This window comes from Pseudomonas sp. MLB6B (assembly GCF_054508135.1).
In genome coordinates, this window is record NZ_CP199313.1 from 3192237 (window position 1) to 3205898 (window position 13662).

Annotated in this window: 11 protein-coding genes; 6 read left to right on the forward strand and 5 right to left on the reverse strand. The window is 65.3% G+C overall.

What is annotated here, in order from left to right; translation table 11 throughout:
- Positions 1 to 180 precede the first annotated feature (180 nt).
- Positions 181 to 789: an FMN-dependent NADH-azoreductase gene (locus tag ACSMEV_RS14095; protein WP_459205700.1), complete on the reverse strand. Its 609-nt coding sequence runs from the start codon at positions 787 to 789 to the stop codon at positions 181 to 183.
- Positions 790 to 1019: 230 nt separating this feature from the next.
- On the opposite strand from ACSMEV_RS14095, the gene ACSMEV_RS14100 reads away from it, so the two are divergent.
- Complete coding sequence (locus ACSMEV_RS14100; protein ID WP_459205701.1) at positions 1020 to 1949, forward strand: LysR substrate-binding domain-containing protein; 930 nt, start codon at positions 1020 to 1022, stop codon at positions 1947 to 1949.
- A 32-nt stretch (positions 1950 to 1981) separates the two neighbouring features.
- On the opposite strand, the gene ACSMEV_RS14105 is transcribed toward ACSMEV_RS14100, so the two are convergent.
- A complete protein-coding gene (locus ACSMEV_RS14105; RefSeq protein ID WP_459205702.1) occupies positions 1982 to 2251 on the reverse strand; it encodes a DUF1294 domain-containing protein in 270 nt (89 codons plus the stop codon).
- Positions 2252 to 2501: 250 nt separating this feature from the next.
- Positions 2502 to 3332 carry an undecaprenyl-diphosphate phosphatase gene (locus ACSMEV_RS14110; RefSeq protein WP_459205703.1) on the reverse strand — a complete coding sequence of 277 codons (831 nt, stop codon included), beginning with the start codon at positions 3330 to 3332 and terminating at the stop codon, positions 2502 to 2504.
- Between the two features lie 286 nt (positions 3333 to 3618).
- Here ACSMEV_RS14110 and pnuC point away from each other — a divergent pair, with 286 nt between their 5' ends.
- The 3 genes from pnuC (at position 3619) to ACSMEV_RS14125 (ending at position 7069) form a co-directional block, all read left to right on the forward strand.
- On the forward strand, positions 3619 to 4185 hold the full coding sequence (gene pnuC, locus ACSMEV_RS14115) for a nicotinamide riboside transporter PnuC (protein ID WP_459205704.1): 567 nt from the start codon (positions 3619 to 3621) through the stop codon (positions 4183 to 4185).
- Positions 4182 to 4712, forward strand: a complete 531-nt coding sequence (locus tag ACSMEV_RS14120) for an AAA family ATPase (RefSeq protein ID WP_459205705.1) — start codon at positions 4182 to 4184, stop codon at positions 4710 to 4712. The genes pnuC and ACSMEV_RS14120 overlap by 4 nt, the downstream gene beginning before the upstream one ends.
- A 125-nt stretch (positions 4713 to 4837) precedes the next feature.
- Positions 4838 to 7069 (forward strand): LTA synthase family protein, encoded by a 2232-nt coding sequence (locus ACSMEV_RS14125; protein WP_459205706.1) that lies wholly within the window; start codon positions 4838 to 4840, stop codon positions 7067 to 7069.
- A gap of 69 nt (positions 7070 to 7138) precedes the next feature.
- Here the strand turns inward: ACSMEV_RS14125 and ACSMEV_RS14130 are convergent, their stop codons facing one another.
- Both ACSMEV_RS14130 and ACSMEV_RS14135 read right to left on the reverse strand, forming a co-directional pair.
- Positions 7139 to 8437, reverse strand: a complete 1299-nt coding sequence (locus ACSMEV_RS14130; RefSeq protein ID WP_459205707.1) for an ATP-binding protein — start codon at positions 8435 to 8437, stop codon at positions 7139 to 7141.
- Between the two features lie 6 nt (positions 8438 to 8443).
- Positions 8444 to 9145 carry a response regulator gene (locus ACSMEV_RS14135; protein ID WP_459205708.1) on the reverse strand — a complete coding sequence of 234 codons (702 nt, stop codon included), beginning with the start codon at positions 9143 to 9145 and terminating at the stop codon, positions 8444 to 8446.
- 157 nt (positions 9146 to 9302) lie between these two features.
- On the opposite strand from ACSMEV_RS14135, the gene ACSMEV_RS14140 reads away from it, so the two are divergent.
- Positions 9303 to 10478 carry an efflux RND transporter periplasmic adaptor subunit gene (locus ACSMEV_RS14140; RefSeq protein WP_459205709.1) on the forward strand — a complete coding sequence of 392 codons (1176 nt, stop codon included), beginning with the start codon at positions 9303 to 9305 and terminating at the stop codon, positions 10476 to 10478.
- Positions 10479 to 10489: 11 nt separating this feature from the next.
- Entirely contained in the window at positions 10490 to 13615 is a 3126-nt protein-coding gene (locus tag ACSMEV_RS14145; RefSeq protein ID WP_459205710.1) for a multidrug efflux RND transporter permease subunit, read from the forward strand.
- The last annotated feature ends 47 nt before the right edge of the window (positions 13616 to 13662 follow it).

Consider the following 13662-nt stretch of genomic DNA (forward strand, 5'->3'; position numbering starts at 1 on the left):
GGTTGCAGTAAGGTCAGAACGATGTTCCGGGCGTCTGTCCCGATTGGGATACAGAGGCGTTCGGCGTTGACTGAATAATGCAGAGGCTAGAGCTTGGCGCAGCACATCCAGATGAAATTTCAATGAAAAAAACCGGCTGATGCAGGAAGCGCCAGCCGGTTCGAGACACACGCATTTCGATCAGGCGGCGAACAGCCCATCGGCGATCTGCGCCTGGGCTGCGGCCAGCGCTGCGTCGCGTTGCTCAGGCCCATAGGCCAGGCCCTGGGCGCGTACGATCTGCAAGTCGGTGACACCTATGAAGCCAAAGAAGACTTTGAGGAAATCCTCGTGACCTACGCCGCTCGCCTGCCCTTCGTGCAGACCGCCGGCGGTGGACACCAGCACCACGCGCTTGCCGCCGCACAACCCCTCGGGGCCGGATTCGGTGTAGCGGAAGGTCTGACCAGCTACGGCGATACGGTCGATCCAGGCCTTGAGCTGGGTCGGTACGCTGAAGTTGTACATCGGCGCACCGATCACCACGGCATCGGCCGCGAGGAATTCGGCCAGGGTTTGCGAGCTGAGCTGGGCCTCGAAGGCTTGGGCAGCGTCACGCGCGGCTTCGGCGGTGCCGGCGGCGAGCAAGGTAGCGGACGAGAAGTGGCTAATGGCATCGGCAGCCAGGTCGCGATAGGTGACCTCGACGCTGGGGTCCGCCGCCTGCCAGGCCTGTACGACTTGCTGGGTCAGTTGGCGCGAGGCGGAATGTTCGCCGAGGATGCTCGAGTCGATGTGCAACAGTTTCATGGAAGTCTCCTATAGGGCAGGCAAGCAGCAAGCTGCTCTGGATGCTGGCCATCCTAAGGGAGATAGCAATGACTGATAAGTTGGCAAAAATACGCTTGATCGTCCTATTAGTAGGACGATCGATTCCGGCACGCTTGGCGCTGCTAAGATGTTCGGTGCTGCAGGCGTGCTCTTTTCGATACTGGGTTGTGCTGGCTATGATGCCGTCCTTTCTGCGAACGGCCAGCGCCATGACCTCTGTACGCCTCCACTCGACCGCGCGAGACCTCAACGATCTGTTCTATTTCGCCGAGGTGGTAGCCGCCGGAAGTTTCGCCGAAGCCGGCCGGCGCCTGGGCATTCCCAAATCGCGCCTGTCCCGGCGCATTGCCGAGTTGGAAGAGCGGCTGGGCACACGCCTGCTGCAACGCACCACGCGCCAGCTCAAGCTGACGGCGGTTGGCGAGCGCTACTTGCAGCATTGCCAGGCGATGCTGCTGCAGGCCGAGGCGGCCGACGAAGTGGTGGCCAGCATGAGCAGCGAGCCACGCGGGCGGCTGCGGGTGTCATGCCCGGTGGCGCTGGGCCATGCTTTCCTGCCGAACATCGTCAGCGGCTTTCTGGCGCAGTACCCGCAAGTGCAGCTGGATCTGGTCCTGGTCAACCGCCGGGTCGACCTGATTGCCGAAGGCATCGATGTGGCCTTGCGCGTACGCGAGCCGGGCGACGAAGATGCGGCACTGGTCACCCGCCGTCTGGCTCAGGCGCAGATGCAACTGGTGGCCGCGCCGGGTTTTGCCACTGGCTTGAGCGACCCCGCGCAGTTGGCCGGTCTGCCGGTGCTGGGCGCGGTCGAAGCGGATCGCCTGGTGCACCTGCGTCTGCTGCACGAAGATGGCCGTCGCCATGAGCTAGCCCTGGAGCCGCGCCTGGCGGTGGACGACTTCGTCATGCGCAATGCAGCGGTGCGCGCGGGACTGGGCTTCACCGCGCTGCCCAGCCTTTCCTGCGAGGCGGAACTGGCGCGTGGCGAGCTGGTGCGTCTGCTGCCTGATTGGTCGTTGCCACTGGCCTGGTTACAAGCGGTCTACCCGCATCGACGCGGACTGCTGCCGGCAGTGCGCGCCTGGATCGATCACCTGGCGGCGTCGTTCGAAACCTGTGGGGAGCGGTATGTGTGATGCCCAAGCCGTCGGCCGGCAGGCGGACGTGATCAGCCGGCCAGCCTGGCATTGAGCACTGGCATCAGCCAAACCCCTTGATGGATGGCCACGATCAGCCAGAACACGGCCTGATACGTCAGCTTGCGCGTCTTGTGCCGCCACAGTTGCTGCGCCAAGAGTGCGCCGGGCCAACCTCCGCACAGTTCCAACAGGTGCAGCCAACGCTCGGGTATGCGTTGACCTTGCAAGCGCGCCTGGCGTTTTTCGTACCCATAGAGCGCCAGGGTAGCGAGGCTGGCGGCCAGGTATGCGCCCAGCATCCATGGCGCCAGCCAGGCCTAGGTGCCGGCCGTTGCAGCCAGATGCACCAGGCCAATGCCCGGTAGTCCACACAGCATGAGGAAAACGGTCAGCTTGACCCATGGGTGGCGCAGGCCCGACGTCGAATCGGGCGCTTGCCGTCGAGATGGCGCGGCCCTTTCGGCCGAGGGGTGGCTGGAGCGTTCGCCGGTCGCCGGCACGCGCCGACCAGCCGCTTGCGTTGGCCGCTGTCGTCCTTGTTTCGCCATCTCAGGCGCTCGCCGTCGACCAGTCGACCCAACCGAATTGCCAAGTGGCCAGGATCAGCAGGCCGAAAACGATACGGTACCAGGCGAATACGGCGTAGCTGTGGTTGGCGATGAACTTGAGCAACGCCCGCACCGCGATCATGGCGAAAATGAACGACACCACGAACCCGATGGCGAACACCGGCAGATCGCTCGGCTGGAACAGATGCCGGTATTTGTAACCTGAGTACACCGCTGCGCCGACCATGGTCGGCATCGCCAGGAAGAAGGAGAACTCGGTCGCCGCCTTGCGCGACAAGCCGAACAGCAAGCCGCCGATGATGGTCGAGCCGGAGCGCGATGTGCCGGGAATCATGGCCAGGCACTGCACGAAACCGATCTTCAGGGCATGGTCCCAACGCATCTGGTCGACGTGCTCGACCTCTATGCAATGCTCGCGCTGCTCGGCCCAGAGCATGATCACGCCGCCTATGACCAGGGCCGCGGCCACGGTGATGGGGTTGAACAGATACTCATGGATCGTATCGGCGAAGATCACCCCAAGCACCACTGCCGGCATGAAGGCGATCAGCAGGTTGAGGGTGAAGCGTCTGGCGGGGGCCCGGGTCGGCAGGCCCACCACCACGTCCAGGATCTTGCGGCGAAACTCCCAGACCACCGCGAGGATCGCGCCGAGCTGGATGATGATGTTGAACGCCATGGCCCGATCGCCGCGGAAGTCGATCAGATCGGCGACGATGATCTGGTGACCGGTGCTGGAGATCGGCAGGAACTCGGTGAGCCCTTCGACGATGCCCAGAATGATTGCCTGAGCGGCACTCCAAAAATCCATCCATACCTCAGTCGATGCGAGAGTAGTCGTTGTCGGCCGGCACGAAGGCACGGACAAATGCAGGTGGCATGGCTCGCCCGTGTCTGCGTGATAAGCCTGCAAGCACGAAGAAACGCGCCTTTTTACAGCGACCCTTGGGACCAATACCAGCAGAAAAGTTCAGCGTCACAAAGGTTTCATCCAATTCCTACGGTATAGGCACAAAGCAGGGTCCAGCTTCTGGACGGTAGCATTGTCTGTATGCCGGGTTACAATCGCGGCCCCTCTACCCGTTACAGGAATGCCGATGTCCGGCCTAGAACTGTTCGCTGCCGCGCTCGGCGTCGTCGCCGTCTGGCTCACGGTCAAACAGAACCCTTGGTGCTGGCCCATCGGGCTGGTCATGGTGGTGCTTTACAGCTGGATCTTCTACGAGGTGAGGCTGTATTCGGACATGCTCCTGCAACTGATCTATGCCGTGTTGCAGCTCTACGGCTGGTGGCAGTGGACCCGCCCAGGCCGCCCTGCCGAGGCCCGCCATGTGACGCGCCTGGGGCTGCCGGCGATGGGCGCCGGGTTGGCGCTGGGCCTGCTCGCCAGTCTGGGTCTGGGCGCGGCCATGGCGCACTGGACCGACGCCGCGCAGCCCTGGCTGGACGCCGCCCTCACCGCCTTCAGCCTGGTGGCACAACTGTGGATGGCGCAAAAGCGTCTGCAATGCTGGACGCTGTGGGTGGTGCTCGACGTGATCTTCGTCGGTTTGTTCCTTTACAAGGGGTTGTACCTCACCGCCGGGCTGTATGCCCTGTTCACCCTGATCGCCGTGCGCGGGTTCCTCGAATGGCGACGTGATCCTGCGCTGGTGCCGGCATGAAAACGGTGGTGTTGTGCGGCCCGGAATCGAGCGGCAAGAGCTGGCTGAGCGGCGAATTGCAGCGGGTGTTCGGCGGTGTGCTGGTCGGTGAGTACGTGCGTCATTTCATCGAGCGCGAGCAACGCGACACCTGCTATGCCGACATTCCTGCCATCGCCGAGGGGCAACTGGCCTGGGAGGACCAGGCCCGTGCCCAGGCGCCCGACCTGCTGATTCTCGATACCCATCTGCTCAGCAACATCCTTTGGAGCCGAACGTTGTTCGGCGACTGCCCAGGCTGGTTGGAGGAGGCGCTGCTGGCCCGACGATATGACCTGCATCTGCTGCTGCGGCCCGAGGGCGTGGATTGGGTCGGCGATGGCATGCGCTGCCAGCCGGCGCTGAGCGAGCGCCAACGGTTTTTCGATGACAGCCTGCAATGGCTGATCCTGCACCAGCGTCCCGTGCAGACTCTCGAAGGCGCCTGGGAGCCACGTCGGCAGGCGGCGATCGAGGCGGTGGCGCAGCTGTTGGGCCGCTCGACCTGAACCAGCGGGTGGCTCAGCGCTGAAACACCGATCCAGTGCAGGCCGACCTTGCTGTACCACTTGCCGCTTCCGGCTCGCCCGCAGCGGTGCCCTGTTATCATCATCCAGATGTTTGTGACCACCCGATGACAACAAGGACTTTGCTCGTGAGCCACCCTACCGGCACGCCGCTGCGTTACGGCGCCCGCACCCTCACCTTGACCGCCCTGGTGCTGTTGATTCCGCTGGCCAGCCGTGCGCTGCTGGGCTGGTCGAACCCGGCCGGCTACCTGTCGGACCTGGCCATCGGCAGCGCTTTACTGCTGCTCGTGCAGCGCCGGGCCTGGTGGGTGGCATTGCCAGTATTGCTGTTTTGGTCCGTGCTGCTGGTAGCTTCGGCCGAACTGGTCAGTGCCGTCGGCCGACTGCCGACCAGCGCCGACCTGGGCTACCTGTTCGACGCGCAGTTCCTGGAGAACTCCGCCGGCGGTGCCCTCGCCCACGGCTGGTTGCCGCTGCTGCTGGGCGCTGGCGTGCTCGCCTGGCTGCTGAGCCGCTGGCGCGGCAAAGGTGTCAGCGAGCGACCGCTGCCAAACGCGCTGTGGGCGCTGCCGCTGGTACTGCTCGGCGTGCACTGGGCCGGCCAACATGTGTTGCCGTCCGAGGCCGAGCCTTGGCGGCAATACAACTTGAGTCACCAGTTGCTGGCCGCCGGCACCGGCGAGGTGCAGCGCGAGGTGAGCCACTGGCTGGGTACCGATACGCCGGCGCCGGCGCTGTCCACGGCCGGGCTGACCCAGAGCGATCTGATCGGTCAACGGCTGTTCGACGGCCCGGGCCAGGCGCGCAACCTGCTGCTGATCACCCTCGAAGGCATTCCCGGCGCCTACCTGCGGCCCAACCGCGAAGCACTGCACAGCCACTTCGACCAGGACCTGATGCCCAACCTCAGCCGCTGGGCCGAGCGCGGCATGAACACGCCCGACTATGTGTTGCACAGCCACCAGACCATTCGCGGCCTTTACGCCATGCTGTGCGGCGACTACGACAAACTGGCCGATGGCACGCCCAAGGGCGTCGAACTGTTGACCCAGCAAGCGCGCAACCGCGATTGCCTGCCAGCCCAGCTGCGCGAAGCAGGGTTCGCCACCCACTACCTGCAAGCGGCCGGGCTGCGTTTCATGGCCAAGGACCGCATCATGCCGCACATCGGCTTCGAGGCCGTACACGGGCAGGAGTGGTTCGCCAACGACAATTACCTTGAGTTCCCTTGGGGCAAGGACGACCGCGCTTTCTTCGAAGGGGCGCTGGACTACATCGGTGAGCTGCGCGAGCGGCCGCAACCCTGGATGCTCACCCTGCTCACCGTCGGCACCCACCAACCCTATGCTGCGCCCGACGCCTACCTGGAGCGCTATGGCTCGCCCAAACAGGCCGCCGTGGCCCATCTGGACGATGCACTGGGCCGGTTCCTCGATGAGCTGGAGCGTCAAGGCGTGCTCAAGGACACGCTGGTGGTGATCACATCCGACGAGTCCCACGGCATCGATGGCGTGCGTCTGGCGTCCTCGTGGGGCTTCAACCTGACTTTGGCGCCTGAGCAGGCGCAGTTGCCGCGGCTCAAGCCAGGTACCTTCGGCCATGTCGATCTGACCGCCTCGCTGCTCGACTATTTCGCCCTGCCCATCCCGGCCTCGCTCGGCGGGCGGTCGCTGTTTCGCAGCTATGACACGGGCCGCGAGATGATCTCGTTCACCAACGGCATGCTGCGCTACCACGACGGCCACGACACCTTTACCGAATGCGATTTCCAACAACGCTGCCGACGCTATGCCAGCCGCGGCTTCATCGCCGACCGCGCCACCTATCTGGGCCAGGCCGACTACAGCCGTGGTCCGCAGATCGCGGGGCTGGCCGAGGCCCTGGATCAGTCGCTGCTGAACACGCCGCTGAACCTGCGCTATCAGTTCGGCGGCCCCAGCGCCATTGCCCTGCAACCGCAGATCCGCGACGACTGGGCCGATAACTTGATCGGCGCCCAGTACCTGGAAATGCCCAAAGGCAGCCGGACCCGTGTGCACCTCAAAGTGCGCATGCTGGACCCGGCACACACCGCTTACATCCAGCTCAAGGCCAAGGAGTTCGAGCAGGACGTGCAACTCGGCTTTCCTGAAGAGATGCAGGTCACGGCCGAGCAACCGCTGGACGTGCAGTTCGACTTCGACAACCCCACCCTGCGCAAGGCCTTTTCCTTCCACCTGCTGGGTTACGGCGGCGGCGAAGTGGAGATCAGTGACTTCAGCGTGATCACTGCACTGCCCGACGAAGAGCTGCCGATGGACGAGCTGCAGGACAGCGCACTGGCCCACTCCAGCTAAGGCCTGCCCGCCAGGTGCAAGGCCCTGGCAAAACGCGGCAGGGGCAGGCCGTCGAGGCAGCGCCCCGCCTCAGGCCCCTGGCAGCCTGATCACGAAGCGTGCGCCACCCAGTGGTGACTGTCCGACCGTCAAGCTGCCGCCCTGGCCTTCGATGGCGCGTCGGCTGATCGCCAGCCCCAGACCGAAACCGCCGGTGCTGCGGTCGCGGCTGCGGTCCAGGCGGTAGAACGGTTGGAAGATACGTTCGCGTTCTTCGGGCGGAATGCCGATACCGTCGTCCTCCACCGTCAACACGCAACCGCCATCGGCCTCCAGGTGCAGGCGCAGCAGCAGGCGCCCGTCGCAATAGCGCATGGCGTTGCGCACCAGATTCTGCACAGCGCGGGCGGTCAGCCGTGGGTCGAGAACGAAGCGCGGCAGGGGCTCGTCGGCGCACACCTCCCAGGCGATAGCGCGGCTGTCCAGTTCCTCGGCGAAACCGCCGAGCACGCTGTCGAGCAGTTCGGGCAGCGACACTTCAACCCGCTCGCGGACCTGCTCGGCATTCTCCAGACGGCTGTAGGACAGCAGCTCCAGCACCAGCGCGTCTAGCTCGCGGACGTGCCCGACCAACTCCATCAAACGCTTGCGGCTGGCGGCGGGCACCTCGTCGTAGAGCAACACCAGGCCGAAGTCCAGGCGCGTCAGGGGCGTGCGCAACTCGTGCGAAACCGCGTTGAGCAGCTCGCGCTGCTGGTTCAGGTGGCGCTCCAGGTCGCCAGCCATGGTGTCGAACACCCCGGCCAGTTCCCCGATGTTGGAGTGCGCCGAGATGTGCGTGCGCTCGCCGAGCTGCCCGCGACCCAGCCGCCGTGCGGTGTGCTTGAGCCGTTCCAGGTCGCGCCAGTGCGGCCAGGCCCAGATCAGGATGCAGCCGAGCAAGGCGGCGCCGATCAGCACCGTCACGCCCCACGACAGCAGATTGATGTCCAGCGGGTCGGGCGGGTTATAGAGGCGCACTGCCCAGGTGTCGTCGATCGGCGCGAGCGCCGTTTGATAGAAGCCCCAGTCACCGAGGCGCACCACGTTCAGGCCCTGGCGCAGGCGCTGGCGCTCTTCGCTCGACAGGTTGGCGTCTTCCAGGGCCAGCAGACTGACTTGCAGCGGGGCGAAACGCTCGTCGAGGTCTGCCGCTACGGCCGGCCACTGCGCCTTGGGCATTTGGCGGAATTGCTGGACCAGCAGCGATTGCACACCCTTGGCCATTTCCAGGTTGTAGGCGGTGTACCGGCTGTTGAAGACACTGACGATGGTGTCGGGAATGAGCAGGATCGCGCTGGCGTAGGCCACGATGATCAGCAGGTACAGACGAATCAGCAGCTTGAGCATGGCGGCTCAGAACTCCCATTCGCTGCGGCTGAACAGATAGCCCTTGCCCCACACGGTCTTGATCTTGCGTGCTTCGCCCGCGCTGTCGTCGAACTTGCGCCGCAGCTTGGAGATGGCCACGTCCACCGAACGGTCGGTGCCGTTGAACTCGATGCCACGTAGTTGTTGCAGGATGCGGTCGCGGCTGAGCACTTCGCCGGCATTGCGCGCCAGCACCACCAGCAGGTTGTATTCGCCGCTGGACAGCTCCACTTCCTCGCCACGCCAGCCGACCCTGCGTTCGGCGAGGTCGATGGACAGCCCGCCGATCTGGATCTGGTCGTGGTCCAGGCGCGGTTCGTTGACGCTGCTGCGGCGCAGCAGGGTGCGGATGCGCGCCAGCAACACCCGCGGCTCGCAGGGCTTGGTGACGTAATCGTCGGCACCCATTTCCAGACCCAGCACTTGATCGTGGCTGTCGTCGCGCGCGGTCAGCATCAGGATCGGCAGGCTTTGCGTTTCCTGGCGCAGCCGCCGGCACACTTGCAGGCCGTCGAGGCCGGGCAACATCAGATCGAGCACGATCAGGTCCGGACGCTCGCGGTGCACGGCCTCGAGTACCTGATCGCCCCGAGCGATGACGTGTACGTGAAAATCGTTGCGGCGCAGGTAGCTGGCGATCAGCTCGGACAGGGCGCTGTCGTCTTCGACCAGAAGAATGTTCGGCATAAGGGGTCCGTCAGCGATGGCAGTCGGCGCAGGATAAAGAATCCTACGCAAGTAAAGGCCGACTCTTTACAGTTTTTCACACTCGTCCTACAGAGCTTCACAGCTGGACGGCAAGCCTTGCCGTAGCATACGGCCGGTCAATCTCGGGAAAGTCCGTATGCCCACCTCACTCCCCCTGCACCTGCGGCGCTGCGCGCTGCTCGCCCTGCTGGGCCTGGCACTGGTCGGCTGCAACGATGCCGCCGACCAGGAAAAACAGCCCCCGGCGCCCAAGGTGCGCGTCGAAACCCTTCAACCACGAGCGCTGGCCATCAGCACCGAACTCAGTGGCCGCCTGCTCGCACCCCGTGTGGCCGAAGTGCGCGCCCGGGTCGCGGGCGTGGTGCTCAAGCGCGTGTACCGCGAAGGCAGTGACGTGAAGCAAGGCGACGTGCTGTTCCTGATCGACCCGGCGCCGCTCAAGGCCGACCAGGACAGCGCCCGCGCCGCCTTGGCCCGTGCCGAAGCCACGCGCTACCAGACACGCCTGCAAGACCAGCGCTACCGCCAGTTGGTGGACGAAAACGCCATCAGCCGCCAGGAAGCCGACAACGCCCACGCCGCCGACCTCCAGGCCCAGGCAGCCGTGGCCGAGGCCAAGGCTGCGCTGGAGCGGGCGCGGCTGAACCTGGGCTACGCCACGGTCACCGCGCCGATCTCCGGACGCATCGGCCGTGCGCTGGTCACCGAGGGCGCGCTGGTTGGCCAGGGCGAAACCACGCCGCTGGCGACCATCCAGCAGCTGGACCCGATCCATGCCGACGTCACCCAGTCGACCCGCGAGATCAACGCCCTGCGCCGCGCTCTGCGTGCCGGGCAGTTGCAGCAGGTGGGCCAGGACCAGGCCGAAGTCACCCTGATTCAGGACGACGACCAGCCCTACCCGCGCCCCGGCAAGCTGCTGTTCTCCGACATCAGCGTCGATGCCAGCACCAACCAGATCACCCTGCGCAGCGAATTCCCCAATCCCGACCTCGACTTGTTGCCCGGCAGCTACGTGCGCGTGCGCCTGGAGCAAGCGGTGCAGCCCCAGGGTTTGAGCGTGCCGCAGCGCGCCATCAGTCGCGACACCGCAGGTCTGCCCAAGGTGATGGTGGTCGACGAGCAGTCGCGGGTCAGCGAACGGTCGATCACCCTGGGGTCGGTGCAGGACGACCGCTGGATCGTCACCGCCGGCCTCGAGGCCGGCGAACGCGTGGTGGTCGAGGGGCTGCAGCACATCAAGCCAGGCGACCCGGTGCAGGTCGAGGCGGCCGATGCGGCGCCTGACCTCGCCACGCACAACGATCAGTGAGGCGCTGACACATGCCGCAGTTTTTCATCGACCGGCCCATCTTCGCTTGGGTCGTGGCGCTCTTCATTCTGCTCGCCGGGGCCTTGGCCATTCCCAAGCTGCCAGTGGCGCAGTACCCCAACGTCGCGCCGCCGCAGATCGAAATCTACGCCGTCTACCCCGGTGCTTCGGCCACAACCATCGACGAGACCGTGGTGAGTCTGATCGAGCAGGAGCTCAACGGCGCCGATAACCTGTTGTATTTCGAATCCCAGAGCAGCCTGGGCAGTGCGACCATCACCGCGACCTTCGAGCCTGGCACCTTGCCGGACCTGGCCCAAGTCGACGTACAGAACCGCCTGAAGGTGGTCGAGTCGCGCTTGCCGCGTGCCGTGACCCAGCAGGGTTTGCAAGTGGAAAAGGTGTCCACCGGTTTTCTGTTGCTCGGCACCCTCACTTCGGTGGACGGCAGCCTCGACGAGACGGCCCTGAGCGACATCCTGGCGCGTAACGTGATGAACGAGATCCGCCGCCTCAAAGGGGTTGGCAAGGCGCAGCTGTACGGGTCGGAGCGGGCCATGCGCATCTGGATCGACCCGCGCAAGCTCGTGGGCTACAACCTCACGCCTGTCGATGTGACCGATGCCATCGCCGCGCAGAACGCCCAGGTGGCACCTGGCAGCATCGGCGACCTGCCAGGACGCAAGACCCAGGAAATCACCGCTAACGTGGTGGTCAACGGCCAACTGAGCACGCCCGAAGCGTTCGCTGCGGTGGTGCTGCGGGCCAACCCCGATGGTTCGGTGGTGACCATCGGCGACGTGGCGCGGGTGGAAGTCGGTGCGCAGGAGTACCAGTTCGGCACGCGTCTGAACGGCAAGCCCTCCACCGCCTTCGCCGTGCAACTGTCGCCGGGCGCCAACGCCATGCAGACGGCGACCCTGGTGCGCAACAAGATGGAAGAGCTGGCCAAGTTCTTCCCCGAAGGCACCCAGTACGACATCCCCTACGACACCTCGCCCTTCGTCAAGGTATCGATCAAGCAAGTGATCACCACGCTGTTCGAGGCCATGCTGCTGGTGTTCGCAGTGATGTTCCTGTTCCTGCAGAACGTGCGTTACACCCTCATCCCCACGTTGGTGGTGCCGGTGGCGCTGGCAGGCACCTTCGCCGTGATGCTGGGGCTCGGCTTTTCCATCAACGTGTTGACCCTGTTCGGCATGGTCTTGGCCATCGGCATCCTGGTCGACGACGCCATCGTGGTGGTGGAGAACGTCGAGCGCATCATGGCCGAGGAAGGCCTGCCACCGCGTGACGCGACGCGCAAGGCCATGGGCCAGATCAGCGGCGCGATCGTCGGCATCACCCTCGTGCTGGTGGCGGTGTTCCTGCCCATGGCCTTCATGAGCGGTTCGGTGGGCGTCATCTACCAGCAGTTTTCGGTATCGATGGCGGTGTCGATCCTGTTCTCGGCGTTCCTGGCCCTGAGCCTGACGCCGGCCTTGTGCTCTACGCTGCTCAAGCCGCTGGCCAAGGGCGAGCACCAAGAAAAACGTGGTTTCTTCGGCTGGTTCAACCGCCGCTTCGCGCGCATGACCGAGGGCTACGAGGGCTGGGTCGGGCAGGCCCTGACCCGGTCCGGGCGCTACCTGCTGGTGTATGCGGCGTTGCTGGGCGCGCTGGCCTATGGCTTCAGCCAGTTGCCCAGCGACTTCCTGCCGACCGAGGACCAGGGCTACACCATCACCGACATCCAACTGCCGCCGGGCGCCAGCCGTGCCCGCACCGAGCAGGTGGCGGCGCAGATCGAGGCGCACAACGCGCAAGAGCCGGGTGTGGCAGATACTACTGTGATCCTGGGCTTCAGTTTTTCCGGCAGCGGGCAGAACGCCGCCCTGACCTTCACCACGCTCAAGGACTGGTCCGAGCGCGATGGCGACGCCAGCGCGCAGTCGATCGCCGATCGCGCCAATGCGGCGTTCGGCCAGATCAAGGATGCGGTGGCCTTTTCCGTACTACCGCCGCCGATCGACGGCCTGGGCGAATCCACCGGCTTCCAGTTGCGCCTGCAAGACCGCGCCGGCCTCGGCCATGCGCAGTTGATGGCGGCACGCGACACCCTGCTCGCTGCGGCGGCCGACAGCAAGCTGCTGACCAACGTACGCGAAGCATCGCTGGCCGAGAGCCCGCAGGTGCAACTGGACATCGACCGGCGCCAGGCCAACGCATTGGGCGTCTCGTTCGCCGATATCAGCGCGGTGCTCGATACGGCGGTGGGCTCGGCCTATGTCAACGACTTCCCCAACCAGGGCCGCATGCAACGGGTGGTGGTGCAGGCCGAGGGCGACCAGCGCAGCCAGGTCGAAGATTTGCTGAACATGCACGTGCGCAATGCCAGCGGCAAGATGGTGCCGCTGGCCGCCTTCGTCAGCGCGCGCTGGGTGACCGGCCCGGTGCAGTTGACCCGCTACAACGGCTACCCAGCCGTGTCGATCTCCGGCGAGCCGGCCGCGGGTCTGAGTTCCGGCGAGGCCATGGACGAAGTGCAGCGGTTGGTCGATCAATTGCCGGCGGGCGTGGGCCTGGAATGGACCGGGCTGTCGTTGCAGGAACGCTTGTCCGGCAGTCAGGCGCCGCTGCTGTTGGCGCTGTCGCTGCTGGTGGTGTTCCTGTGCCTGGCGGCGCTGTACGAAAGCTGGTCGATCCCGACCGCAGTGCTGCTGGTGGTGCCGCTCGGGGTGTTCGGCGCGGTGCTCGCGGTGACGCTGCGTGGCATGCCCAACGATGTGTTCTTCAAAGTGGGGCTGATCACGCTGATCGGCCTGTCGGCGAAGAACGCCATCCTCATCATCGAGTTCGCCAAAGCCCTGGTGGACCAAGGCCTGGACGCGCGCGATGCGGCCTTGCAGGCCGCGCGTCTGCGCCTGCGGCCCATCGTCATGACTTCGCTGGCGTTCATCCTCGGCGTGGTGCCACTGGCCATCGCCACGGGCGCGAGTTCGGCCAGCCAGCAGGCCATCGGTACCGGGGTGATCGGGGGCATGCTCAGCGCCACCTTGGCGGTGGTGTTCGTGCCGGTGTTCTTCGTGGTGGTGATGCGCCTGGCCGGCCGTCGCGTGGCGGCCGATGCGCCGCAAGCCAGCGTGGAGCACGACTGACTGGACACGGCGCTGGCCACATGGGAGGGTTCCGGGCGTCATCGCTC

Bases quoted from the DNA above. Each gene is read 5' to 3' on its own strand.
- ACSMEV_RS14095 (WP_459205700.1), bottom strand. From the start codon at position 789: ATGAAACTGTTGCACATCGACTCGAGCATCCTCGGCGAACATTCCGCC.
- ACSMEV_RS14100 (WP_459205701.1), top strand. From the start codon at position 1,020: ATGACCTCTGTACGCCTCCACTCGACCGCGCGAGACCTCAACGATCTG.
- ACSMEV_RS14105 (WP_459205702.1), bottom strand. From the start codon at position 2,251: ATGCTGGGCGCATACCTGGCCGCCAGCCTCGCTACCCTGGCGCTCTAT.
- ACSMEV_RS14110 (WP_459205703.1), bottom strand. From the start codon at position 3,332: ATGGATTTTTGGAGTGCCGCTCAGGCAATCATTCTGGGCATCGTCGAA.
- pnuC (WP_459205704.1), top strand. From the start codon at position 3,619: ATGTCCGGCCTAGAACTGTTCGCTGCCGCGCTCGGCGTCGTCGCCGTC.
- ACSMEV_RS14120 (WP_459205705.1), top strand. From the start codon at position 4,182: ATGAAAACGGTGGTGTTGTGCGGCCCGGAATCGAGCGGCAAGAGCTGG.
- ACSMEV_RS14125 (WP_459205706.1), top strand. From the start codon at position 4,838: ATGACAACAAGGACTTTGCTCGTGAGCCACCCTACCGGCACGCCGCTG.
- ACSMEV_RS14130 (WP_459205707.1), bottom strand. From the start codon at position 8,437: ATGCTCAAGCTGCTGATTCGTCTGTACCTGCTGATCATCGTGGCCTAC.
- ACSMEV_RS14135 (WP_459205708.1), bottom strand. From the start codon at position 9,145: ATGCCGAACATTCTTCTGGTCGAAGACGACAGCGCCCTGTCCGAGCTG.
- ACSMEV_RS14140 (WP_459205709.1), top strand. From the start codon at position 9,303: ATGCCCACCTCACTCCCCCTGCACCTGCGGCGCTGCGCGCTGCTCGCC.
- ACSMEV_RS14145 (WP_459205710.1), top strand. From the start codon at position 10,490: ATGCCGCAGTTTTTCATCGACCGGCCCATCTTCGCTTGGGTCGTGGCG.